A 24,079-nucleotide genomic window follows, 5' to 3' on the forward strand; every position below is an offset into this window, starting at 1 on the left:
AGCGTTTTTTGCATTATTGGTTAGTTTTTCTTTCAGCTTTGTAGCTCTAAAGTAAACATACTTACTTTTTTGTCCTCTCTGTCTGCGTTCCCATATACCATAACCGGTTGATATTTGGTTCCCCTTTAAAAGGACTTCTTCCCGTAAAACTTCCATATAGGCCTTGAGAAAGTTCTCTACCGTTTCCGGTGCTATAAAGATTCCAAGTTCCTGCATTTTGGTTGATATTAGTTTCGGTAGGTCTCTTTTCCCCCATTTCATGGCTTTCTCCTTTTAGGATTTGTTCCTTGTAATAATCCTGGCACTCCACCCCGGCCGCTCTCTGGCGGTTTTTCAAAAGGGTGGAAATATCCTGACACACAAGGAGCCAGTCGCTGGTATTTCTGTATCTTTCCAGCAACTGCTTATAATAAAAAGTGTCTTCTTTGGCTTCGCTGCTTTTTATCTTTTCTTCAAGTTTCATTAATTGTTGTGTTTTTTCTTTTATAACGTAGTCAATTACTTCCGGAAAAGTCATTCTGTATTTAAGTCCGTAGTAAATCCATTCAAGAAGCCTATCAAGATATTTAATGAATCTTCTTTTATACTGTGATTCTTTCAGTTTCATATATATGGTTAGAGGTTTTAAAGGTGATATTTCCTTATGGGCAACCTGAAACTGCATATAGAAGATTCCCTTTATTTCCGCCCTGCTTTTATCTGTTCTATTTGTTAAAACGCTGTCCCCGGACTGTTCATGCTTAACGCCCATCAAGCAATAGCCTATAAAAGAATCTTTTGAGCGGAAAAGGTTTACATCCCAGTAATAAGCAATCAATGCAGCCATTTGCATTATACCGAGGTTAAAAGTTTTGAGTATTTCATAGTCCGGATGATTTAAAACAACGCTTTCAATTTCCTTTTTTGTCATTTCAACGGCTTCAGTTAGATGTTTGATGTTGGCTATCTCTGAAAGAGCCACGATTACCAATGATTCAGGATGTTGTTTTAACTTATTTTTTATTTCATCAAGATTCTTAAATAGCTTGTATCTGCTCAAGTTATGATAATTGTCATTCGGGAAAAGGTGAATGATTTGCTGTTTAAATCTGTTAACCGCTCTTGTTAATTCTTTGTTTAGTCTTATATAGTGTCTTACCATTGTTCGGAGCTGAAAACGTTGAGAGTGGAAAGGATGAACGTTTTTGCGGCGAGCTGTAAAGTATATTTCCCTTATAGCTTGAGCGTCAACATAATCATTTTTAATGGTTGATTTGCCGATTCTAAAACGGGCTAAAGCCTTTCCATCGGCTATAAAAACTTTGGCCCCCGCTTTCTCAAACAGTTTGGCAAATCTGATTCCGTAAGTCCCTGTTTGCTCAAGAATTACAACATCATCTTTTCCGGCTATATCTGAAATCTCTTTTACTCTTTTAACAGCCGCTCTTTTCGGTATTCTTCGTCTGGGATTTTTGTTTTCCGGATAGATAAAGAAGGTTTTTCCATCAAAAGCAACTATGAAATCTTTTGCCACATCCACACCGATAACTTTCATTTAATCCCCCAGTAAAGCCACGGTGAGGCAGGTGGAATAATTGCTAACTCTACCTATGACTAAAAGTCAAGCAGGTAGAAATATACCTTTCTCCACCTATCACCGTGGCATGCTGTTTTGCTTTCTTTATAATATTGTAGGATAATTTTACAACCTCACATAAACAACGGAGGAGCAATGAAAATAGCCCTTGCAAGCGACCATGGTGGATACAGGCTTAAGGAAACTATAAAAAAATTTCTTGAAGAGGAAAACATAGAGTATATAGACTTCGGCACCAATTCTGAAGAATCGGTAGATTATCCAGACTTCGCTTTAAAAGCAGCAGAAAGTATCGTAAAAGAAGAAACCGATAGAGGAATTTTTATCTGTGGCACCGGGATAGGTATATCCATAGCCGCAAACAAAGTTCCCGGCATAAGAGCAGCGCTCTGCTACAATATCTTCGCTGCTGAAATGTCAAGAAGGCACAACAATGCAAATGTTCTCGCCCTTGGAGGAAGGGTTATAGGAGATGAACTTGCAAAAGCAATAGTTAAAAAGTGGCTTGAAACTCCTTTTGACGGTGGAAGACACGAGCGAAGAATAAACAAAATTTCCGAAATTGAAAGAAAGTTTGCAAAATAACTTTTTGGAGGATATAGATGAGAGGAAAGATAAGAGAGTTTGACCCGGAAGTTTTTGAAGCTCTGAAATGCGAATTTAAACGTCAGAATGAACATCTTGAACTAATCGCATCAGAAAATTTCACAAGTGAAGCTGTAATGGAAGCACAGGGATCTGTATTAACAAACAAATATGCTGAGGGGCTTCCAGGAAAAAGATACTACGGCGGCTGTGAATGTGTAGATATTGTTGAAAACCTTGCGATAGAAAGATGTAAAAAGCTTTTCGGTGCAGAACATGTAAACGTTCAACCTCACTCAGGTTCTCAGGCAAATCAAGCAGTTTACCTTGCCATGTTAAAGCCAGGTGACACAATTCTTTCAATGAATCTATCTCACGGTGGCCATCTTTCCCACGGTTCACCTGTAAATATGACTGGAAAATACTACAAGGTTGTTCAGTATGGTGTTAGAAAAGACACAGAAACCATAGATTTTGACCAGGTTGCAGAGCTTGCAAGGGAACACAAACCAAAACTTATAATATGTGGGGCTTCTGCATATCCAAGAATTATAGACTTTGATAAATTCAGGGAAATAGCTGATGAAGTTGGTGCTTACCTGATGGCTGACGTTGCACATATAGCAGGCCTTATCGTAACAGGACTTCATCCATCACCTATAGAAGCCTGCCACTTTGTTACAACCACAACTCATAAAACGCTCAGAGGTCCCCGTGGTGGCGTAACAATGTGTAAAGCAGAATTTGCGAAAGAGATAGACAAAGCTGTCTTCCCAGGACTTCAGGGCGGTCCATTAATGCATGTAATCGCTGCAAAAGCTGTGGCATTTAAAGAAGCAATGACTCCTGAATTTAAAGAATATCAGCAGCAGGTTGTAGTAAACGCAAAAGCTATGGCAGAAGAATTGCAAAAAGAAGGCTTCAGAATAGTTTCAGGTGGAACAGACAATCACCTTCTGCTTGTTGACCTTACAAACAAAGGTATTACAGGTAAAGAAGCTGAAGCAGCACTTGGAAAAGCAAACATTACAGTTAATAAAAACACAATTCCTTTTGATACAAGAAGTCCCTTTGTTACAAGTGGTATAAGAATAGGAACACCAGCAGTTACAACAAGAGGAATAAAAGAACAGGATGCAAGAAGAATAGCTCAACTTATAGCCACAGTTCTTAAAAACATAAACGATGATTCAGTTATTGAAAAGGTTAAAGCTGAAGTTGTTGAAATGTGCGGGAAACACCCACTTTATCCGGAAATGGCATCCCTTTATCAATAAAGAAAGCGGGCTTTAAAGCCCGCTTTCTTCACTAAAAGTTAAACATCTTACTCACAGACTCTCCAAAGTGAATTCTTCTTATAGCTTCTGCAAGCATTCCAGATATTGAAAGAACTCTTACTCCTTCAAACTGTTCTTTTAATGGAATAGTATCAGTTACCACTACTTCTCTAAGAACACCTTCCTTCACAGCATTTGAAAGTCTCTCTATTGCAGGACCAGAAAAAACAGGATGAGTACATGTAGCATAAACTTCAATAGCCCCTCTCTCCTTTATGGCTTTTGCAGCATTTACTATAGTTCCTGCAGTATCAATAATATCATCAATGATTATTGCTTTTTTTCCTTCCACTTCACCAATTATATTCATAACTTCAGCAACATTTGGTCTCGGCCTTCTTTTGTCAATAATAGCTATCGGTGCATTAAAAACTTTTGCGAAATTCCTTGCCCTTGCAACACCACCTATATCGGGAGAAACTATAACCGTATCTTCCTCTCCAAAACCCTGTCTTAAAAAGTATTCTGAAAGAACGGGCCTTGCCTGAAGATGATCCACAGGTAGGTCAAAAAATCCTTCAACCTGCTTTGCATGAAGGTCAACAACAACTATATGGTTAACCCCAGAAACAGTAATAATATCAGCCAGTAATCTTGCTGATATAGGATCTCTTGGATTTACTTTTCTATCCTGTCTGCCGTATGCAAAATAGGGAATTACAGCAGTAATTCTACCGGCAGAAGCTCTCTTAAGCGCATCAGCAAGTAAAAGAAGTTCCATTATGTAATCGTTGGCAGGACTACATAAAGGCTGAATAATAAAAACGTCATCATCTCTTACACTTTCATTAATAACAACCTGAATCTCACCGTCACTAAATCTTCCAACTGTAACGTTTGAAAGGGGAATACCAAGATGAGCCGCGACTGCCTTTGCAAGTTCTGGATTAGCATTTCCGGTAATTAGCTTTACTTGATTCATTATTTTAACCTCCTATTAATCCTTTAAAATTTTCAACATTTTCTTTTATATCACCCTTAAAAACAGCAGATCCTGCAACAACAACATCAACTCCTGCATCAATTACCTGCTTAACATTTTCAATCTTTATACCACCGTCTATCTCTATAAGAAAATCCAATTTCATCTTCTCACGAATAGCATTAAGTTTTTTAACTTTTGAAATAGTCTGAGGAATAAACTTCTGACCACCAAAACCAGGATTAACAGACATTATAAGCACAAAATCAACAAAAGGAAGAATATCCTCTATAAAAAACACAGGGGTAGCCGGATTTAAAACCACCCCAGCTTTTTTATCAAATTCTTTAATCATAGATACAGTCCTGTGAAGATGAACAGCAGCCTCAACATGAACAGAAATCCAATCTGCCCCTGCACTTACAAAATCTTTTATATATCTATCCGGTTCAACAATCATAAGATGAACATCAAAAGGAACATCTGTAACTTTCCTTATACTTTCAACAACACATGGTCCAATTGTAAGATTAGGAACAAATCTTCCGTCCATAACATCAATGTGAATAATATCTGCACCGGCTGAAACAGCCTCTTTTATATCCCTTTGTAAATTTGCAAAATCTGCAGAAAGAATTGACGGAGCAAGTAAAGCCATTTCAAAAACCTCCCGCCTAATTTTACAACAGAATACTAAAGTTTTGCGAAGAAATTATATGCAAATCTAAAAGAAATGAAATTTTGCAAAAATTTTACTCCCAAAAGTTGACATATAAAGCTCAACAACCTATATTATTCACCGTCAAGGTTCCCCGGTAGCTCAGCGGGTAGAGCGGGTGGCTGTTAACCACCAGGTCGCTGGTTCGAGGCCGGCCCGGGGAGCCATTTTAATATTAAGTTTGTCTGTTTTATTTGTCTCAAGTTCACCATAGATACTTTCAAGCTTTCCGTGGAGTACAATTTATAATAATACTCTAATAAGCCTTGAAGCACTTACCTCTAAAAATCCCACCTCATCCCACCAACTCCTACAAACCCATTCCACTTAAAATTCAAATTAATAAGACCGTTTTTGTATAATATTGGGTATCATTTTACGATAACTGCAAGATAGGTTAAATTCGGCAATGATTTTTGAAAAAAACTGGGGGAGGATTTACAGATAGAAATGGATATTTTTTACAAAATCAATAAAAGAAGCAATAAAACACCCTCCGTTAAAATTGAGCCGGGAGGAGATAAGAGGGTTGTTATTAAAGTTCCATATGATAAGGAGTTGATAGATAAAGTTAAAACAATTTCAGGAAGAAAATGGATTTTGGAGAAAAAACACTGGGAAATTCCTTATGAGGAAAATTTAATATCAAAGCTTCAAACACTTTTTGGTGAAAATCTCATAATTGACCCATATTTTTATCTTTTGCCTTTAGAAAAGGAACTTTTAATAAGGAAGTATTCAAGGAAAACCGTAAAGTCTTATCTGAGGTACAACCGGGAACTTCTTATTTTCTCTGGTAAAAAACCTGAAGAGATAGATAATAAAGATATTAAAAAATATCTCTATTACATGGTTGCGAGGAAGAAGGTTTCCACCTCCACACTCAATGTAATTATCAATGCCCTGAAATCCTACTATGGGGAGATTTTAAAGAAAAAATTCATTTATAACGTTAAGAGACCAAAAAAGGACAAAAAACTACCTGTTGTTTTGAGCAGAGGTGAAATTAGAAGTATTTTACAGGCTCCAACCAACATAAAGCACAAAGCGATTCTGGTTCTTGCATATTCTTCCGGATTGCGAGTAGGTGAAGTGGTGAGATTGAAACCTGAGGATATTGATGTGAATCGAGGCTTAATCCACATTAAAGGAAGCAAAGGAAGAAAAGATAGATACACTTTGTTATCCAGAACAGCTTTAAAGTTTTTGAGAGAGTACATGAAAAGTTACCACCCGAAAAAGTGGCTATTTGAAGGGGTAAAAGAAGGAAAACACATTACGACAAGGACCGCAGAAAAAATTTTCAAGAACGCCTGTAAGAAAGCAGGAATTAACAAAAAAGTCACATTTCACAGTCTTAGGCATAGTTTTGCGACACATTTATTAGAGAGTGGAACCGATTTAAGGTATATTCAGGAACTTTTAGGTCATGTTCATAGCAAGACTACTGAAATTTATACCCATGTGAGCACAAAAAATCTTGGAAAAATAATAAGCCCTATAGATACATTAAACTTTGATGGAGAGAATGAAAATGATGGTATTAGCTGAAGAGCGGCAGTATCCTGCCAGAGGTAGTATATCCGAACATACTTCTGATATAATCCAAAATTTTCATCATATCCGAACCATAAGTTCGGATATAACAGAGTTATATGACATTCCGCCCCGAAGCCATAAAAAATTTAAAATCTATGTATTACATAATGGAGGATCATGATGCGAGAGATTGATATTGAAAATCACGCTGTTATTGTAAATCACAAAATAAAACATATTAAAAAAGATTGGGGTATATTTTTCACACCACAATGGGTTGTTGATTTTATGGTTGATTTGATAGATGAGGAAAGATTAAACATAAACAACCTAAAAATTCTTGAACCAGCATGTGGGATCTGTCAATTTTTGATTGGAATTAAAAAGAATAAAAACCACATTTTTGAACATGCAATTGCTAAAATAGGTGTGGAAATTAACAAAGAGGTTATCAAATACGCTGAACAACATATTTTTACAGGGGACGAGGATATAAACATAATTCATAACGACTATTTACTTTGGAATTCCAAAGATCATTTTGATGTAATTATAGGAAATCCACCTTATGGAATACCGAGTCTATCAGAACACTACACAATACGGGTGGATAATGAGATTAAAAATCAATACAAAAAAATGTATGAAACTTGGTATGGAAAATATAATGTTTATGGTGCTTTTATAGAAAAATCAATTAAATTATTGAAAGACAATGGACAACTTATTTTCATTGTTCCAGCCACTTTTATGATTTTAGACGAGTTTAAAAAACTTCGTAGTTTTCTTGCAACACAAGGGAAAGCAGAGATTATTTATATGGGTAATGAAGTCTTTAAGCCAGAAGCAGACGTAACTACTGTTATTCTGAAATTTGTAAAAACAAAATCAGAAAAGGGTAAGATAATTTTGTATGATTATAATAGTGCAAACCTAAGGTTAATCACAGAAAATGACGACTGGAAAGGAGAAGTTGTTTTATTCTCTACAGTATTTAGCAGGAAGGTTGACAAAATTTGCAGCTACAGAGTTGGCGATATATACACAATAAGAATATCGCCAAGAACACCAGAGATAAAACATAATCCAGAGATCATCAAAGCAAAAGATATACCAGACAAAGAAAACTTACTTCCAATCCTCAATGGGAGAAACTTAAAAATAGGCAGGGTGGACTATAAACCTATAACGGGGTATTGGATAGACAAAAATAAAAAAACAAAGTTAAGAAAGTTTTTCGATAAACCGCACATAGTCGTTGGATTAGGTTTTAGAGGGGATGGCCAAGTAGGTGCTGCATACGATTATAAAGCATATCCTTGGATGGGTGATGTTTATCATTTATTGAGAAAACACACTTTGATAAATATGCAATTTGATCTTACAGACGAAGAAGTTGTTGGATTTTTGAACTCAGAAATAATAAAAAAGTATGTAAAGGATGTTTTTAGAGACATTACATATCATTTCAATATAACACAACTTAAAATGCTTCCATTACCTACAAAAGAGGAATTAATAAAATTGAAAGAGGTGTTATCATGACAAGAGATTGGAAAGAAGACTTGAGGAAATTTGAAAATTTCCTTAGAGATATAGACATCAAAAAATATGCATATTTGAGACAAATAAAAACTGTAGAGCAAGATTTACCACGGGACCTTTTACCCCTTGAGATTTATTACAAATATTACTGGGAAACAACTGATTTTAAGGATTACGACGAAGTTTTTAAAATATACTGGTCCGAAAAACTCAATTCTTACATCTATGAATTTATAAAGAAATACTTTTATGGTTGTTCATTACAATTTGTTGAGGAAGGTTTTAGAGCAAGATTGTATCGGATATGGATGTCTATTCTTACTCAGTTTCACTTTCAATATTTATGGAATGCGTTATTTGCAGAGAAATTAATATCTTCAGCAGAATTAGATATGATGGGTATCGATGCTATTGTAGAATTGGACAACATAAAGGTTGCTATTCAAGTTAAAAAAGTATCATACAGAAGAGAAGCGTCAGATCGTAGATTTACAAGAAGACAACAAACACATGCTGATATTATTATAGAAGTACCATATTTAGTGATAGACATAGAAGAATTAGAAAACAAATTGAATAATCCTAGAGTTAGAAAATCAACAAAAATAAAATATCAAAATGCTTTAGACACATTCAATAAAAATTTCATTAAACTTGCCAATGGATTTGTTATTTTTAAAAAAGAGTATCTAAAGCATATCTATCAAGTAATACTTGAAAAAATAAAAACAACCGAAAAGGGGAAAAAGATAACTTATGAGGAGATTTTAGTATGGTAAAACAAAAAACCACATTAGGCTTCGGGGCGGAACGCTTCCTCGCTTCGCTCCTCGCCCTCACTTCGTTCGGGTCATATAACAGGTGCATATCCGACTTCGCTATTGCTCCGTCCAAATTCCTCGCTTCGCTCGGAACTTCGGATATGCCCAAAACGTTAGACAAAATTGCTGACAGAGGAAAGAATATAGAAATAAACTATGAGGGCTAAAAGCCCTCCATTAAAGCATCGCTAAAGAAGTTAGTATCAAAACTAAAGCGTAAACAAAAATAATAGAATACATAACATTTTTCAAAAGATTATCCTGAACCTTTTCCATATTACTCCTCCTGAAGATTTTTAACTCCTGATGCTTCCTTTTTCAGCTTCTTTATCTCATTTTCAAAAGTTTCCCGCTTCAAAAAAACAGCAACAAAGTGGCCGACAAATCCTTTAAGAGTAGCCATAGCAGCAAGAAGTAAAATCAATCTATTTATAAAATAAGCAAATCCAACAGGATGGAAAACTTTAAGGAAAAATACAGAAATCAGAAGAGTTGGCAATCCTGCTAAAAAGAAATAGGTAAAATAGGAAAAAGATTTAAAAGAAAGAGCTTCTTCGTATTTTTCCCTTAATTTTTTCTCTACCTCATCAGCAGAAAAACCCTTCTCCAGCAGGACCTTAATATCTTCCGAAATCTTTTTGTCAAAATTTCCCATCCTTCCCTTCCATTAAAGGTTAAAAGTTAGAGGGAATTACCCCTCTAACTTTGCCATAGATATTTTATAAGTTAAGTAACACACAGCAATAAACCATAAAATTGATATTACAAACCACATTTCTATTACCTCCGTTAATAAAGTTCTGCTTCTTCTCCTTCTTCCTGAAGCTCATGAGCGATAGATTCGGCAGAAACTTTAAAGAGAAAGATTCTATACATCCATACCTGATAGGCAACAACAATAGGAACAAATATCAATGCTGCTATAAGCATAACTGTAAGTGTTAATGTACTTGATGCGGCATTGTATATGGTAATACTGTTTTCCACTCCAAGAGATGATGGAAGAAGGAACGGATAAGCGCCTATTGCAGCACCTAAAGTAGCAAATGTTACAGTTAAAGCTGAGAAAAGAAATGCCTGCTTACCGTCAGCCTTGTTTATAGCTAAGTAATAAAGAACAGCACAAACAACAGCAGCAAGAATCATCACAATCTCAAAAGGCATATATCTAAAAAGTGCTTTCTCAACCACACCGTCTTTTATAAACGGAACGATAGAACCAACTATGCTTTTTGGTAAACCAAGATATTTAAGGTCTTCAGGATTTGAAATTTTAAATGAGATGGTATAAGCAAAGCCAAGACATATCACGTAGAAAAGAACAAAACCGAACCAGAGTTTTTTGGCAACAGCCTGAGCTCTTTCAGCAATTGTCCCTTCAGTTTTCCATAAAAGCCAAGAAACACCGTGAAGAGTGAAGAAAAGGAAAGTTGTAACACCAACAATAAGTCCGTAAAGACCGTGTTTTGTAAATGGATTTACAAGATTGATAAAGCTTATTGGAAACTTCTCCGCATAGATAAACCCAGACAGAGAATCTCCTTTTGCAAGACTGTTAATAACTGGAAGTCCGGCAAGAACATTACCAATAGCAACACCTACAAGAAGAGCGGGAACAGCACTTCCAAAGAACACCATCCAGTCCCAGAAATTTCTCCACGATGGACTTTCCTCTTTACTTCTAAACTCAAAAGCACAAGCCCTCATAATAAGGGCAACAAGAACAACAAAAAGAGCTATGTAGAGAGAGCTAAAAAGTGCTGCATACATTTCCGGGAAAGCTGCAAAAACAGCAGCACCAGCTGTGATAAGCCACACCTCATTACCATCCCACACAGGACCTATAGAGTTAAGCATCGCCCTTCTTTCAAGGTCTGTTTTAGCGATAAATGGATGCAGAATACCTACTCCAAAGTCAAAACCATCTGTTATAAGGTAGGCAATGATAAGCACACCTACCAGTAAAAACCAGATTGACTGTAAATCAAAACTCATAGCTACACCTCCACTTTATTAGTGAGTTTCTGGAGCTTTTGAAGCGTATTTTCCAATCAGATAAAAGTTTGCAAACGCAAGACCGGAAAAGATAACAAGGAAAACGATATAGCTTATTAAAATCTCTGCACTTGTAATCTTAGAAACACCTTCAGCAGTCTTTAGAGCAACAGATGTTGGATCTTTATAGTTAAACGGATAAACTATCCACGGCTGTCTTCCAACCTCTGCCATAGCCCAACCAAGCCAGTTAGCTATATAAGCAAGAGGAATTGTAAATAGAGCAACTTTAAGGAAAGTTTTACTATTTTCAAGCTTTTTAAACTTAAGAAGACCTACAAGGAAAAGTAAAACATAGAACATTCCGATATAAATCATAAGGTGAAACGCCCAGAAAACGATATTGACAGGAGGGATGTAATTTCCCGGTCCCCAAACTTCTTCAAACTCTTTCTGTAAATCTTTCAATCCTTTAACTTCAGCATTTGGATTATTGTAAAGCATTAAACTTAAACTTCCAGGAATTGATGGAATTTCTATAACGTTTCTCTGTCCATTCTGGTCAGCCCACGCAGCGATAGCAATTGCAGGACCTTTTTTTGTTTCCCATAAAGCTTCAGCAGCTGCTATTTTAGTTGGCTGAAATTTTGCTGTTTCAACAGTATGAACATGACCAATTCCCATTTCGGCAACTGAAGCAATAAGTCCAAAAATTATCGCTATAAACGCAGATTTCTTGAAAAGCTTAACATTGTTACCTTTAAGAAGATGATATGCACTGATACCAAGAACAAAAGCAGCTGAAAGAATAAACCCTGCAGTAATCGTGTGCATAAACTTTATATCTGCAGCAGGACTTAAAACAATGTCGGCAAAACTTGTAAGAACAGCTTTTTTACCTGCAAGACCTTCAACAAGTTTTGAACCTGCTGGGTGCTGCATCCAGCCGTTAGCAACAAGAATCCAGAATGCAGAAATGTTACTTCCGATGGCTGTAAGCCATGCAGCAAGAAGGTGAACTTTTTTAGGCACTCTATCCCAACCAAAAAGAAGAATTCCAACAAAAGTTGATTCAAGGAAAAACGCCATAAGTCCTTCAAAGGCAAGTGGTGCTCCGAAAATATCTCCCACAAATCGGGAATATACTGACCAGTTCATACCAAATTCAAACTCGTGAACAATACCTGTTGCCACACCAATGGCAAAGTTAACTGCAAAAAGTTTCGTCCAGAACTTCGCAAGAATCTTATAGTCTTCCTTCCCGGTCTTGTAATAGATAGTAAGCATAATCGCAATGAGAATGGAAAGACCGAGGGTTAAAGGAACGAAAATAAAGTGAAAAAACGCAGTCATGGCGAACTGCAGACGAGACATGGTGAGGAGAAAATCCATCTTGTCCTCCTTTTCAAGTTTTTTAAAAGTCTTATTTCCAAAGAGAAAGGAGATGAGAAGCCATTTCCCATCTCCTTTCCCTAAAATCTTCAACTATAACCATATAAATCAATCAGCAAGTATCTCGTCTATAGTAACAACACTACCAACATTACCAGCAATATCCGGGCCTGGTTTCAAGGTTTTCTTACCAGGTCTCCAGTTTGCAGGGCACGCCTCATCTGGATGCTCATACACATACTTCCAGGCATCAAGCTGTCTTAAAAGCTCTTTTACACTCCTACCAACAGGAGGATTAAGAACCTCCTCTGCAACTATAATTCCATCAGGATTGATAATAAACCTTCCTCTTCTTGCTATACCAGCGTCTTCCATATAAACACCGTAATCCCTTGCAGTCTTTCCTGTAGGATCAGCAGCAAGAAGGAACTTAACATCTTTCATTAAAGGTTCTACTTTGCAGAAAATCTGGTGGCTGAAAACAGTATCTGTTGAAATAGCGATTACCTCAGCACCTCTTTTCTTAATTTCCTCATGCATAGCTGCGACCGCAGCCAACTCTGTAGGTCAAACAAATGTAAAATCAGCCGGGTAAAAACATACTACAAGAAATTTTCCATCCCCATTTGGGACATAATCTGAAAGTTTCACAGATGTGTAAGAATCTGTTACTGGATCATACGCCTGAAGCTCAAACTCTGGTGCCTTCTGTCCTACTAAAGCCATGGCTTCCTCCTTGTTATAGGGTTTTAATAAAACTGATAATTATTCGCAAGAAAATAATAGATAAATTTTTGACAAAAGTCAATTTCACCTAAAAGTTTTTCTAAATTAATGCCTTTCATCCCCTCTCCTTGTCAAAATTAACTTATATTCCAGTATTATTGTAAGATTCAAGCAGTTTCACTATTTCATTATAACCTTTCATTTTCGCCATTAAAAGTGGAGAGACTCCATGAACTGTTTTAATATTCTTATCCGCTCCTGCATCAAGAAGCATTTTTACAATAGATGTTCTTCTGTACTTTACAGCAAAGTAAAGAGGAGTTTCTCCCCTATTATTTTGGACATTTACTTTTGCACCTTTCTCAAGCAGGAGTTTAACTGCTTTTTCTTTTCCCATATATACAGCGTAATGAAGAGGAGTATTTCCTATTTTGTTTTCAGCATTAACATCAACCCCTTTCTCAACTAACTTTCTTAAAACTTTCATCTCTCCCTGTCCTGCTGCAAAGTGGATAGGCAACTCTCCTTTTTTTGTAGATAGGTTAATATCAGCTCCTTTATCTATCAGATAAAGCGCTATATCCTCATGCCCTCTGATAATAGCTTTTATCAAAGGAGACCACCCGTGAGGGTCTCTATCATTTAAATTAGCCCCAGAATTGCAAAGAAGCTTAACAATGTCAAAATTTCCCTTATAGACAGCAAACTGTAGCGGAGTAAATCCCATAAAGTTCTTTGCATTAACATCAGCACCGTGAGTTAAAAGATAGCCAACTATCTCTTTATAGCCTTTTATAGAAGCATAATGGATGGGTTGATAACCACCAACATTTTTCGCACTTACATCCGCTCCCTTCTCTACCAAAATCTTCACAACTTCAAAATTACCGTTCAATACAGCCCGATGAAGAGGTGTAAAACCCTTTTTATCTTTTGCATCAACAAAAGATCCCTTATCAATAAGCAAACCGACAACATCAGATGCACCACTTTCTGCTGCAAAATGGAGCGGTGTATAACCCACTTTATCCTTTTTATTAACATCAGCTCCCGCACCTATAAGAGCTGTGGCTATATTCTTTTCCCCAAGAGCTGCAGCATAATGCAAAGGTGTCATCCCTTTTGTGTCAGTGGTGTCTGGATTAACACCTGACGCAAGGAGGGCTTTTACTTTTTTTAAATCATTACTTAAAACAGCTTCATGCAGGTTTGTTTTTCTTATGTGAGCAGTCTCTCTCAAAAAAGTTCCTCTGTAAACCTCAAGAGGATTAAGCTGAGCTGCAACTGCAGAACCTGATGTAACAACGCCCAGTAAAACTACTATTAAAAATTTTCTCATAAAAATCTCCTGATAATGAAAATCTTTATCATTTAGATTATCCTTTTCAATCCTCTATGTCAAGATTTTTTGGAAGAGTGTTTGAAAATTCTCATTTGTTTCTAAAAGGTATTGAGATTCTTCGGCTGCAAAGCAGCCTCAGAATGACGAAGAAAGGCATCCTGAGGGCAAAGCCCGAAGAATCTCTTAAAGTTCATAGCCATTTTTCAAACAGCCTCAGATTTTTTAGAGAATATCGGAAATTATTAAGAGAACAAAGGACTTTCATATAGCTCAACTGTTTGTTTTTGCATGAATGTTTTGTTCTTTATTTGGATGATTTTTTCAAACACTCTTACTGAATTTCTGATATAATATACTAAGAGAAGAAAATTTTGTTAAACAAGGAGGGGCTTATGAAAGAATGAAAGAAAGAAAGAAAGAAAGAAAGAAAGAAAGAAAGAAAGAAAGAAAAAACTACTACTAAGCGGTGTGGTTCTTGCAGGAGTTTTTCTCTCAACAGCTGGTAACGCTCAGGAATCTGGCCTTGAAAACATTAAGTATGGAGTGAAAGGCGGGTTAACTATTGGAAAACTCTCAACTAATTTTGATGAAGTAGTTGAACAATACTTTCCAGTCGGAGTAGCAGAAACATATACTGAAAATTCCGCAGTAGGATTTGCTGTTGGAGGATACGTAGAGACACAGATAGCACCAAATTTAAGTGCAGAACTTGACACTTTTATTGTTCAGAAGAATGGAAAAGTAGAAGTTGAAGTTCCTGACTACAACTTTAAATATGAAAGTGATATCAAGCTAACTTACCTGGAAATAGCTCCCACAATCAAGTATTCTGTTTCCAATTTCTATGTATTAGGAGGACCTTTCCTTGCCTATATTCTATCTGCAAAGTATGATGAGACAGTAACTGTCAGTGGAGTTTCCACATCCGACTCAGGAGACATAGAAGACATATCTTCTCTTGACTATGGTCTTACTTTTGGTGTTGGGATGACATACGGAAAGTTTTTAGCAGAAATTAGATTTGACTTAGGATTAAAAGACATAGATGACGCAACTACAGATAACGTTGAAGAAGAAGTGAAAACGAGAGCTCTTTACATGATGGCAGGTTATACCTTTTAATCTACCCTTCCCCTCCGCGGAGAGGGGACCTAATACTTCCATCCCATAGATAAGCACTACTGTTTATTAAAAATTTCATTGTTGGAACACTGCCTACTTGAAGCAAGCTTATTCTCTTGAACTTTTGTTCTTTCTCTTATGATTCCTCAAACACTCTCAGATTTTTGAGATAAATCAATGTAACTTTAGTTCACCTGCATTAATTAGGTAACAAACAGAAAAATAAGGAGGAGCTTTTGAAAAAGTTTTTTCTGACAGCAGCAATTTTACTACTACCACTAAAAGCATACACTCTTACGATAGAGGAAGCAGTTAACATAGCACTAAAAAACAATGCGGATTTAAAGATTGCTAAATCAAAAATTAAGATTGCAAATTTAACAAAAGAGGAAAAGAAAAAAAGTAATTTTGGAAAATTTTTACTTAACGGAAGCTACACCCATTACAACATACCGAGAACCCTTGCTCCTATAGTTCCTCCTCTAACTTCACCAATAGTAACCGACAAAGATATATCATCTCTTGGAATCTCATACACAGTAACTCTCTTTTCAGGATTTTCAAACGTTGAAGAGGTTAAAATCGCATCTATAGAAAAGAAAATGGCAGAAAACTATCTTAATCTTTCAAGATCCCAGATAGCTTACAACGTTCGTTCCATTTTTCTTAAAATCTTGTCCCTACAGGAGAGCAGGAAAGCTCTTTATTCTTACATGACAGCCCTTAAAAGGCTAAAAACTGATATACAAACAGGAATAAAAGCAGGGAAAAGACCCGAAATAGATCTTTTAAAAGTTGAAGGAGAAATAGAAAAGATCAATTCAGAAGTGGAGAAAATAGATGGAAATATAAAAGCTTTAAAAGCAACTCTTGCCTTTCTACTTGGGAAAGAGAAAGTTGATGAAGAGATTGAACCTGTATCTTTTCCATTAGATAGATTTACCAGCGATTTTAAAAATACAACCTTTAGCCAAAATCCACAGGTGAAAATAGCAGAACTTGAGCTTAAAAAAAGTGAAAAAACGGTAAGAAAGATAAAAAGCTCCTACTACCCAACCATAAACTTAAGTGCTTATTACGGAAAAAATTTCGGTGGGGGAGAAAGTAAAACACTGTGGCAGGTGGGAGTAACATTAAACTGGCTGATATATGATTTTGGAAGTAGAAAGATTAAAGTGGAAAAGGCACTTGAAAACACCTCAATCTCAAAGATAAAAATAGAAAAAGTGAAACTTTCCCTTATAAAAGAGATGGAGGAAGCAAAAGCAAAAATCCTTTCTGCGGAAGGGGCTTTAAAAAGTGCAGAGAAAGAGATTGCTCTGACAGAAAAGGTTAAAGAGATAGAGAAAGTAAGGTATGAAACCGGGGCAGGCACAATATATGACCTTCTAACAGCACAGGCGAAATATGAAAGTGCAAAAGCCAGATTTATAAATGCAAAATATGAACTTCTTGACGCATTCTACTACATGAAATATGTAAAAGGCGAGGTGAAGTAATGAAGAAAGTCATCACTATAATTGTTCTTTTAGTAGTAATTTTTGCAGGAGTAAAACTTGTTAAAAAGAGAAAAGCTGAAATTGAAAAACTCTCTGTTCCAACAATACCTCAAATAACAGTTAAAACCATTACGCCACAAAGAGGAAAAGTTGTAAGTAGTGCAATATTTACAGGAAAAGCAGAATATAAAGATAAAGTATTTGTAGCAACGAAACTTTCAGGCTACATTCAAAAAGTATATGTCAGCGAAGGAGAAAATATTAATAAAGGACAGATTTTGGCTACTATAGATTCAAAAGAGATAATAAGTGGAATAAATCAACTTGAGAAGAACAAAGAAGCTATTAAAAAAGCGATAGAGTCTCTTGAACTGGGATTAAAAGCGGCTAATGTTGAACTTAAGTTTGCAAAAGACAGATACACCAGAATAAAAACTCTCTACGAAGCAGGAGGAGCATCGAAAGAGCAACTTGAAGCAGCGGAAACAGAACTAAACCTTAAAAAAATAAAGGTGAAAACAGCAGTAAAAAATATAGAGGCAAAGGAGAAAGAACTTGAATCTGTAGAAGAGGTGATAAAAGGAAAAAAGTCTCTTCTTCAGTACACCACCATAACTTCTCCGGTTAATGGAGTGGTTGGAACAGTTTTCGTTAAAAACGGTAATCTTGCAGTTCCCGGGAAACCTATAATGACAATTTTGTCTGGAAAACCTAAAGTAACCTTCCTTTTCCCTGATAAAAATCTCATAAAACCCGGAATGAAGGTTGAAATAAAAGAATACGGCAGGGGAAAAATAACAAAGATTTATCCAGAAACAAAAAACGGTCTTTTCATAGCTGAAGTGAAACCTGAAAAAAATATCCCTGATGGTGCACTTTTAACATTGAAAGTGTTAATAAAAGAAGCTGAAGGAACCGTTATTCCGCTAAACGCACTGATAGAAACAGATAACGGAACCTTTGTGGTTGTTAAAACTGATAAAGGTTTTGAAAAAAAGAGAGTAAATGTGATAGCAACGGATATATCAAAAGCCGTGATATCTCCTGGGATAACATCTCCAATAGCCATCGGCAGTGAATCTAAACTTTTAAGACTTATAGCAGGTGGTGAAAGATGATAAAGATCCTACTTAAAAGACCCTACTTTATATACTCTTTTCTTGCACTATTTCTCTTTCTTGGAATTTACGGATACAACAACATAAACAGAAAGCTGTTTCCCGATTCAAACCGTCCAGAAGTTGCAGTGGTTATTGTTGAACCGGGAGCTTCAGCCAAGGAGATAGCTTCAAATATTGTCGTTCCTGTAGAGAGGGAACTTTACACCCTTGATAGAATCAGAAGAGTTTACTCCACAACAATAGACGAAGTTACCGTGATTCACGCAGAGTTTAACTATGGAAAAGATATAGGGACAGCCACTACAGAGGTAACTCAGGCAGTATCAAAGATTAGAAGTGATTTACCGCCGGACATCAGAGAGCCTCAAATTTACAGAATAGACAGTACACTCCAACCTATCGTTGTAATTTCAGTATCATCAAAAAAGCTTCCCCTCACAGATATAAGAGAGATAGCGGAAAATGATATAAAAAATACTCTCCTTCAGGTAGAAGGGGTTGCAAATGTTGACATTTTTGGTGGTTACAAGAAGGAAGTAATGGTAATTCCTGATAAGAAACTACTTGATAAGTATAATCTCTCTCCAGCAATTATAGTTGCAACACTTTCAAAGCACAATAGGGACTTTGCCATAGGTTCAATAGAAAACAATTTTTCAAAGGTTTTGTTAAAAATAAAAGGGAAACGGGATGTCCTTGAAAGTATTAAAAACATTCCAATAACTTCCTCTATCAAATTGAAAGACGTAGCAAAGGTGCATTTTGGCCACTATGAAAATACCGCTCTTTATTACGGCAACCAGAACCCCGCCATTGCACTTGCAGTTCAGAGAGAATCGGATGCTGACGTTGTAAAAACTATTGAAAAAGTAGAAAAAACTCTAAAAGAGATGGAGAAAAGATATCCATCTCTTCACTTTGAAATAACAGATACACAGAAAGATACAATAGTGCAAAGTACAACGAATATGTTTGAATCTCTGCGAGATGCAATAATAATGTCCACCATAGTGGTGTTTTTCTTTCTCGCAAGTTTCAGACAGGTTCTTGTTGTTCTCTTCACAATTCCTCTTGTTTACGCTTCAACTGTAGCTCTTATGTGGATTACAGGGATAGAATTCAATGTGGTTACCCTCACTGCAATTATACTTGCCCTCGGACTTTTACTTGACGATGCTGTTGTAGTTATGGAAAACATAGAAAGACACTATAGGGAATTGAAAAAACCTATACGCAGGGCTGTTATTGAAGGAACAGAAGAGATAATGTTTTCAGACCTTGCCGGAACAATAACAACAATGGCTGCACTATTTCCTATTCTTTTTGTTGGTGATTATCCGCAGACAATATTCAGACCCCTTGCTGGCACTTTACTTCTTGCCCTTGCTGCTTCATACATTATCTCAATAACAGCAGTTCCCCTTCTATCCATGAGACTTCTTGCAATAAAACATCCGTTAATACTGAAATTTGAAGAAGTGTTTGAAAAGGTCATCTCAAAATTGAATAACAGTTTTAGAATGTTCTTCCATAACCTAGTAAAAGCAGGAATTGAAAATAGAGCAGTAGCTGGAAGCTACCTTTTGGGATTAATACTACTATTTGTTATAAGTGTCAAAGGGCTAATGCCTATAATCGGAAAGGAACTAATGCCCCCGATGGATACAGGAATAGTTAAAATAGGCATAACTGTTGATCCAAACCTGACAATTGAGGACAGCAAAAAAGTCCTTGAGAAAACATTAAAAGCAATCTACTCCAGCGGGAAAGTTATAAGGGTTTCCTCTTCTATAGGAAGTGAAGCGGGAGTTTTATCCATAGGGAGTGGAGGTGGCATAGACTCCATATCTATAACAGCTACCTATGTAAATCGTTTTGAACGAAAGAAAACCATCTGGGAAATAGAAAGAGAGTTGAGAAGAAAAATAGCCCGAATTCCGAACATTGAACAGTTTACAGTATCCGACTACGGAGCAACAGCCCTTTCAAGTATTAAAGGAAACATAGACGTTACTTTATATTCCTCAAACTTTGACTCTCTTGAAAAAGCCGGAAAGTATGTTGAAAAAGCTATCTACAGCACTAAAGGAATAACCTGTGTAGCAAGGAGCTGGAATAAAAACAAAAAAGTTTATGTTCTCAAAGTTAATGAAGAGAAAGCGCTATCTTACGGTTTGACTCCCGAAGAGATAGCTTTTCAACTTACACAGCTTTTAAGAGGGATAAAAGCAACTTCCTTTCCAGTGATAAACTCCAAAGATTTCTCCATTAGAGTATGGATGGACAAAAACAGCAGAGATTCTGTTAAGACTGTAGAGAACACACTGATTCAAACAAAATTTGGAAAAATTCCCCTTTCAACAGTTGCAAAAGTTGAAGCAGTATATGAACCAAATGTTATAACAAGAGAGAAGCTGTTTTATACTCTTGATATTTATGGTTTCAGAGAAAAAGCAGCAATCACTCACATAATGGACAGTTTTGATAAAGCGTTTAAAAAGTATGAAACTAAAATTCCTCCAGATGTAAAACTTGAGCAAAATGGTGATGTAAAGCAGTTTACAGATTCAGCTAAAAGAATGGTAAGAGCCATAGGATTTGCGGTGCTTCTTATATTCTTTGTTCTTGTTCCGATGTTTAATTCAGTGAAGGCACCTCTTCTTATAATAGTATCCATTCCTTTAACATTAATAGGTGCTGCGTGGTCTCTTCTACTGTTCGACTATCACATCTCAATGCCTGCAATGATGGGATTTGTTCTTTTAAGTGGTATTATCGTTAACAACGCAATTTTACTGATAGACTTTGCGCTTAATGGCATTAAGAAAGGACTAACTCCAAAAGAAGCGATTCTTGAAAGTATAAAAATAAGAACAAGACCTGTTCTTATGACAGCTTTTGCAACAACAGCCGGTATGCTTCCAGTAGCCATGGGAAATGCTATAGGACTTGAAAGGCTTGCTCCACTTGGAGCGGTAGCCATCGGTGGACTTATTGTTGGAACATTCCTTACACTTGTATTTATTCCGCTTCTATTTATCTACACGTATAAAGAAGCAAATTGATAGGGGGTTAAACCCCCTTTATAAGATTAACTCCCGTGCTAATAAGTTTTTCAACTTCCGAAGGAGTAGGTGCTTCAGCATAAGTTCTGAATACAGGCTCTGTTCCTGAAGGTCTGAATAAAAGCCACGAATCATCCTCAAAGATAAGCTTTAATCCATCTATTGTAAGGGCTTTTTTTACCTTCTTTCCTTCAACTTCAGAAGGCGGAGAAGAGATAAGCTCTTTTAATTTTTCCCTTTCTTTTTCTGTAACAGGGAGATCTATCCTCCTGTAGTAAGCAGAGCCAAACTCCTCAAACAGAGCATCAACCATCTGAGAAACCGTTTTACCTTCAACAATCATCTTCTCAACAACATAAAGCCCCATTAAAAGGCCGTCCCTCTCAGGTAGGTAATCTATCAGAGCATAACCTCCGCTCTCTTCACCACCAAAAAGAACCTTCTTTTCAAGCATAACCTCTGTAATGTTTTTGAATCCTACCGGTGTTTCAACAAGCTCTATTCCAAAAGCTTCACATATTCTATTTACAAGATAACCTGTAGAAACGGTTTTCACAACGCAACCACCTTTTAAACCTTTATTCCTTAAAAGGTGAAGAAGAATCAGAGCATAAACTATCTGAGAGTTAACAAAATTTCCTTTCTCATCAACAATTCCCACTCTATCACCATCACCGTCGTGGGCTATACCTATATCACTTTTAGTTGCTCTTACCTTCTCCATAAGAGTTCTTATGTTTTTCTCCACTATAGGCTCAGGATGTTTATTATTAAAGAGAGGATCTCTATAGCTGTGAATCTGTGCTACAGTGGCCTTTGTTCCTTCCAGAGCTTTTGAAACAAAACCCTGTTGTGCCCCGAACATAGCGTCGTGAACTATCTTAACTTCTCTCTCTCTAAAAAGAGAAAGGTCAATCTGGTTTCTCACACCTTCAATATAAGGAGTGTTGATATCAAGAAGCTCTATCTCTCCCTTACCACCGCTTTTTTCATCCACATTTTTCAACTTTTCCTCTATTCGTTTAACGTAAACTGTTCTCGCTGCCCCTCCAAACGCTTCTTTAACCTTATAACCGTTATACTTTCCGTAGTTGTGAGAAGCTGTAATAACTATACCGTTATCAAATTCAAGATACTTTGTTGCATAGGAAACCGCAGGAGTTGGAGAGAAAGTATCAGAAAGAGAAACCTCAAACCCCTCACCTGAGAGAAGCTCTGCAACAAACTTTCCAAACTCGGGAGAGAGAAACCTCATATCATAACCAACAACAACTCTCTTTGCCCCATCCTCTTTTAAAACTTTGGCATGAGCAAGAGTAACTTTTTTTAAATTTTCAAACGTAAAATCGTCAGCAATAACACCTCTCCAACCATCAGTCCCAAACTTTATAGCCACCTTTACCTCCATAGCCCAAAAGTAGCTTAGATTATACTAAAGAAAACAAAAATTTATATGGTAGAATTTTAAAAAGACGCACTTTTAAAACCAAATATTGTCACAGGAGAAAGATGAAATATAAACTCTTCATGGACCCTGTTTACGATGAATTTGTAATGGTAGAAAGAAACGGCGTAGAAGAGATGATAATAAACTCTCCTATCATGCAACGGCTAAGATACATAAGACAGCTTGGTCCTTGCTATTTTGTGTATCCTGGAGCAGAACATACAAGATTCCAGCACTCTCTGGGAGTTTACTGGCTCGTTCATAAAGCGTTTAACTTTCTTGAAAAAAGGGGGTTTTCTTTTGATAAGGAAGTAAAGTTTTATGTTTCAATTGCCGCTCTAACCCACGATTTTGGACATTCACCGTTTTCCCATGCTCTTGAAAACAGCATAGTTCCTTATAAACATGAAGAACTTACAATAAAAGCTTTAGAGATTCTTGAAAATAAAAAAATAATTGATAAAACCACTGTGGAAAAGGTAAAAGATATAATTGAAAAGAACTTTCATCTTCCATTTGCATATCAACTTATATCAAGTCAACTTGACTGCGATAGACTGGATTATCTGAGAAGAGATGCTTTCTATACAGGTGTTAGTTTTGGTAAGGTTGACGTTAACAGAATTCTTGCATCAATAGATCTTTATGAAAACAATCTTGTATGGAACTATAAAGGATTTAATGCTCTTGAATCATACGTAATGTCAAGGTATCAGATGTATTGGGCTGTTTATTTCCATCCTGTCAACATATCTGCTCAAGTTTTGCTTCAAAAAATGTTAAAAAGATTAAGATTTCTTCTTTTGAATGGAACAGATGTTGAGATGGATTCCCTTTTAAAGGAAACCATTATAGATAAAGATATTGAAAAATTTTTTCTACTAACAGATGCCTCCATAATATCATCTGTGTATCAGTTTACTCTTTCAAGAGATTCCATTTTAAGGGATTTAAGCACTCGCTTTGTTAAAAGGCAGTTTTTTAAACCCATAGAAATTGAAAGTCCACAGATAGTCCTTGATGCAAAAGAGAAGCTTATAAACAACGGTTATGACCCGGATTACTATATGGCTCTTATAGAACCGGCAAAAGTAGCTTACTCTTACTATTCTCCAAGAAAACTTGATGCAATACTTGTAAAAATGAATGATCACGTTGTAGAGGAAGTATCAAACATCGCCCCAACCGACGCTCTAAAATCTTTGTCAAGAAAAGTTAAGAAAACGATTCTTTTTATACCTTCCGAGTTGAACTTTAAAGTGTGAAATAGAAAAAATAAATATCAGCATTTATGTAGGTAAAAATAAGGGACGGCTTGAACAACCGT

General features: G+C 36.3%; 20 protein-coding genes and 1 tRNA gene. 12 read left to right on the top strand and 9 right to left on the bottom strand.

Annotation, left to right across the window (positions count from 1 at the left end):
• Nucleotides 1–61: 61 nt before the first annotated feature.
• Complete coding sequence (locus tag CHB58_RS06660) at nucleotides 62–1,534, bottom strand: IS110 family transposase (protein ID WP_089323334.1); 1,473 nt, start codon at nucleotides 1,532–1,534, stop codon at nucleotides 62–64.
• A 177-nt stretch (nucleotides 1,535–1,711) separates the two neighbouring features.
• Between CHB58_RS06660 and rpiB the strand changes: the two genes are divergently transcribed.
• Together rpiB and CHB58_RS06670 are read left to right on the top strand one after the other, a co-directional pair.
• Nucleotides 1,712–2,161 carry a ribose 5-phosphate isomerase B gene (gene rpiB / locus CHB58_RS06665; protein WP_089323335.1) on the top strand — a complete coding sequence of 150 codons (450 nt, stop codon included), beginning with the start codon at nucleotides 1,712–1,714 and terminating at the stop codon, nucleotides 2,159–2,161.
• 17 nt (nucleotides 2,162–2,178) lie between these two features.
• Nucleotides 2,179–3,438, top strand: a complete 1,260-nt coding sequence (locus CHB58_RS06670) for a serine hydroxymethyltransferase (protein ID WP_089323336.1) — start codon at nucleotides 2,179–2,181, stop codon at nucleotides 3,436–3,438.
• Nucleotides 3,439–3,469: 31 nt separating this feature from the next.
• Here CHB58_RS06670 and CHB58_RS06675 read toward each other — a convergent pair whose 3' ends face one another.
• Both CHB58_RS06675 and rpe read right to left on the bottom strand, forming a co-directional pair.
• Complete coding sequence (locus CHB58_RS06675) at nucleotides 3,470–4,420, bottom strand: ribose-phosphate diphosphokinase (protein WP_089323337.1); 951 nt, start codon at nucleotides 4,418–4,420, stop codon at nucleotides 3,470–3,472.
• A gap of 4 nt (nucleotides 4,421–4,424) precedes the next feature.
• Nucleotides 4,425–5,078: a ribulose-phosphate 3-epimerase gene (rpe, locus tag CHB58_RS06680; protein ID WP_089323338.1), complete on the bottom strand. Its 654-nt coding sequence runs from the start codon at nucleotides 5,076–5,078 to the stop codon at nucleotides 4,425–4,427.
• A 151-nt stretch (nucleotides 5,079–5,229) separates the two neighbouring features.
• Between rpe and CHB58_RS06685 the strand changes: the two genes are divergently transcribed.
• The 5 genes from CHB58_RS06685 to CHB58_RS06710 all read left to right on the top strand — a co-directional run bounded on the left by CHB58_RS06685 (nucleotide 5,230) and on the right by CHB58_RS06710 (nucleotide 9,210).
• Nucleotides 5,230–5,305, top strand: a tRNA-Asn gene (locus CHB58_RS06685).
• A 283-nt stretch (nucleotides 5,306–5,588) separates the two neighbouring features.
• On the top strand, nucleotides 5,589–6,689 hold the full coding sequence (xerA, locus tag CHB58_RS06690; RefSeq protein WP_089323339.1) for a site-specific tyrosine recombinase/integron integrase: 1,101 nt from the start codon (nucleotides 5,589–5,591) through the stop codon (nucleotides 6,687–6,689).
• 168 nt (nucleotides 6,690–6,857) lie between these two features.
• Nucleotides 6,858–8,222, top strand: coding sequence for an N-6 DNA methylase family protein (locus CHB58_RS06700; RefSeq protein WP_089323341.1), 1,365 nt, complete (start codon nucleotides 6,858–6,860; stop codon nucleotides 8,220–8,222).
• Nucleotides 8,219–9,001 carry a TaqI family restriction endonuclease gene (locus tag CHB58_RS06705; protein WP_089323342.1) on the top strand — a complete coding sequence of 261 codons (783 nt, stop codon included), beginning with the start codon at nucleotides 8,219–8,221 and terminating at the stop codon, nucleotides 8,999–9,001. The genes CHB58_RS06700 and CHB58_RS06705 overlap by 4 nt, the downstream gene beginning before the upstream one ends.
• Nucleotides 8,995–9,210 (top strand): hypothetical protein, encoded by a 216-nt coding sequence (locus CHB58_RS06710; RefSeq protein ID WP_089323343.1) that lies wholly within the window; start codon nucleotides 8,995–8,997, stop codon nucleotides 9,208–9,210. The genes CHB58_RS06705 and CHB58_RS06710 overlap by 7 nt, the downstream gene beginning before the upstream one ends.
• 110 nt (nucleotides 9,211–9,320) lie before the next feature.
• Here CHB58_RS06710 and CHB58_RS06715 read toward each other — a convergent pair whose 3' ends face one another.
• The 5 genes from CHB58_RS06715 to CHB58_RS06735 all read right to left on the bottom strand — a co-directional run bounded on the left by CHB58_RS06715 (nucleotide 9,321) and on the right by CHB58_RS06735 (nucleotide 14,495).
• Nucleotides 9,321–9,698 (bottom strand): hypothetical protein, encoded by a 378-nt coding sequence (locus tag CHB58_RS06715; protein WP_089323344.1) that lies wholly within the window; start codon nucleotides 9,696–9,698, stop codon nucleotides 9,321–9,323.
• Nucleotides 9,699–9,832: 134 nt separating this feature from the next.
• On the bottom strand, nucleotides 9,833–11,038 hold the full coding sequence (cydB, locus tag CHB58_RS06720) for a cytochrome d ubiquinol oxidase subunit II (protein ID WP_089323345.1): 1,206 nt from the start codon (nucleotides 11,036–11,038) through the stop codon (nucleotides 9,833–9,835).
• An 18-nt stretch (nucleotides 11,039–11,056) separates the two neighbouring features.
• Nucleotides 11,057–12,430, bottom strand: a complete 1,374-nt coding sequence (locus CHB58_RS06725; RefSeq protein ID WP_089323360.1) for a cytochrome ubiquinol oxidase subunit I — start codon at nucleotides 12,428–12,430, stop codon at nucleotides 11,057–11,059.
• 108 nt (nucleotides 12,431–12,538) lie between these two features.
• Nucleotides 12,539–13,156 (bottom strand): peroxiredoxin, encoded by a 618-nt coding sequence (locus tag CHB58_RS06730; protein WP_089323346.1) that lies wholly within the window; start codon nucleotides 13,154–13,156, stop codon nucleotides 12,539–12,541.
• Between the two features lie 142 nt (nucleotides 13,157–13,298).
• Nucleotides 13,299–14,495: an ankyrin repeat domain-containing protein gene (locus tag CHB58_RS06735; protein WP_089323347.1), complete on the bottom strand. Its 1,197-nt coding sequence runs from the start codon at nucleotides 14,493–14,495 to the stop codon at nucleotides 13,299–13,301.
• Between the two features lie 471 nt (nucleotides 14,496–14,966).
• On the opposite strand from CHB58_RS06735, the gene CHB58_RS06740 reads away from it, so the two are divergent.
• The 4 genes from CHB58_RS06740 to CHB58_RS06755 all read left to right on the top strand — a co-directional run bounded on the left by CHB58_RS06740 (nucleotide 14,967) and on the right by CHB58_RS06755 (nucleotide 21,305).
• Nucleotides 14,967–15,620 (top strand): porin family protein, encoded by a 654-nt coding sequence (locus CHB58_RS06740; RefSeq protein WP_089323348.1) that lies wholly within the window; start codon nucleotides 14,967–14,969, stop codon nucleotides 15,618–15,620.
• A gap of 236 nt (nucleotides 15,621–15,856) precedes the next feature.
• Nucleotides 15,857–17,119 (top strand): TolC family protein, encoded by a 1,263-nt coding sequence (locus CHB58_RS06745; protein WP_089323349.1) that lies wholly within the window; start codon nucleotides 15,857–15,859, stop codon nucleotides 17,117–17,119.
• Nucleotides 17,119–18,237 (top strand): efflux RND transporter periplasmic adaptor subunit, encoded by a 1,119-nt coding sequence (locus CHB58_RS06750; RefSeq protein WP_089323350.1) that lies wholly within the window; start codon nucleotides 17,119–17,121, stop codon nucleotides 18,235–18,237. Before CHB58_RS06745 ends, CHB58_RS06750 begins: the two co-directional genes overlap by 1 nt.
• Nucleotides 18,234–21,305, top strand: coding sequence for an efflux RND transporter permease subunit (locus tag CHB58_RS06755; RefSeq protein ID WP_089323351.1), 3,072 nt, complete (start codon nucleotides 18,234–18,236; stop codon nucleotides 21,303–21,305). The genes CHB58_RS06750 and CHB58_RS06755 overlap by 4 nt, the downstream gene beginning before the upstream one ends.
• 7 nt (nucleotides 21,306–21,312) lie before the next feature.
• Here the strand turns inward: CHB58_RS06755 and CHB58_RS06760 are convergent, their stop codons facing one another.
• A complete protein-coding gene (locus CHB58_RS06760) occupies nucleotides 21,313–22,701 on the bottom strand; it encodes a phosphoglucomutase/phosphomannomutase family protein (protein WP_089323352.1) in 1,389 nt (462 codons plus the stop codon).
• A gap of 113 nt (nucleotides 22,702–22,814) precedes the next feature.
• Here CHB58_RS06760 and CHB58_RS06765 point away from each other — a divergent pair, with 113 nt between their 5' ends.
• The gene (locus CHB58_RS06765; protein WP_089323353.1) at nucleotides 22,815–24,017 is read left to right on the top strand and encodes an HD domain-containing protein; all 1,203 of its coding nucleotides are present in this window, start codon (nucleotides 22,815–22,817) and stop codon (nucleotides 24,015–24,017) included.
• Nucleotides 24,018–24,079 lie beyond the last annotated feature (62 nt).

It is taken from the genome of Desulfurobacterium atlanticum (assembly GCF_900188395.1).
Taxonomy (GTDB): domain Bacteria; phylum Aquificota; class Aquificia; order Desulfurobacteriales; family Desulfurobacteriaceae; genus Desulfurobacterium_A; species Desulfurobacterium_A atlanticum.

What these genes read in the sequence shown, in the direction of transcription:
- CHB58_RS06660 (WP_089323334.1), bottom strand. Translation starts at nt 1,534, where the DNA reads ATGAAAGTTATCGGTGTGGATGTGGCAAAAGATTTCATAGTTGCTTTT.
- rpiB (WP_089323335.1), top strand. Translation starts at nt 1,712, where the DNA reads ATGAAAATAGCCCTTGCAAGCGACCATGGTGGATACAGGCTTAAGGAA.
- CHB58_RS06670 (WP_089323336.1), top strand. Translation starts at nt 2,179, where the DNA reads ATGAGAGGAAAGATAAGAGAGTTTGACCCGGAAGTTTTTGAAGCTCTG.
- CHB58_RS06675 (WP_089323337.1), bottom strand. Translation starts at nt 4,420, where the DNA reads ATGAATCAAGTAAAGCTAATTACCGGAAATGCTAATCCAGAACTTGCA.
- rpe (WP_089323338.1), bottom strand. Translation starts at nt 5,078, where the DNA reads ATGGCTTTACTTGCTCCGTCAATTCTTTCTGCAGATTTTGCAAATTTA.
- xerA (WP_089323339.1), top strand. Translation starts at nt 5,589, where the DNA reads ATGGATATTTTTTACAAAATCAATAAAAGAAGCAATAAAACACCCTCC.
- CHB58_RS06700 (WP_089323341.1), top strand. Translation starts at nt 6,858, where the DNA reads ATGCGAGAGATTGATATTGAAAATCACGCTGTTATTGTAAATCACAAA.
- CHB58_RS06705 (WP_089323342.1), top strand. Translation starts at nt 8,219, where the DNA reads ATGACAAGAGATTGGAAAGAAGACTTGAGGAAATTTGAAAATTTCCTT.
- CHB58_RS06710 (WP_089323343.1), top strand. Translation starts at nt 8,995, where the DNA reads ATGGTAAAACAAAAAACCACATTAGGCTTCGGGGCGGAACGCTTCCTC.
- CHB58_RS06715 (WP_089323344.1), bottom strand. Translation starts at nt 9,698, where the DNA reads ATGGGAAATTTTGACAAAAAGATTTCGGAAGATATTAAGGTCCTGCTG.
- cydB (WP_089323345.1), bottom strand. Translation starts at nt 11,038, where the DNA reads ATGAGTTTTGATTTACAGTCAATCTGGTTTTTACTGGTAGGTGTGCTT.
- CHB58_RS06725 (WP_089323360.1), bottom strand. Translation starts at nt 12,430, where the DNA reads ATGGATTTTCTCCTCACCATGTCTCGTCTGCAGTTCGCCATGACTGCG.
- CHB58_RS06735 (WP_089323347.1), bottom strand. Translation starts at nt 14,495, where the DNA reads ATGAGAAAATTTTTAATAGTAGTTTTACTGGGCGTTGTTACATCAGGT.
- CHB58_RS06750 (WP_089323350.1), top strand. Translation starts at nt 17,119, where the DNA reads ATGAAGAAAGTCATCACTATAATTGTTCTTTTAGTAGTAATTTTTGCA.
- CHB58_RS06755 (WP_089323351.1), top strand. Translation starts at nt 18,234, where the DNA reads ATGATAAAGATCCTACTTAAAAGACCCTACTTTATATACTCTTTTCTT.
- CHB58_RS06765 (WP_089323353.1), top strand. Translation starts at nt 22,815, where the DNA reads ATGAAATATAAACTCTTCATGGACCCTGTTTACGATGAATTTGTAATG.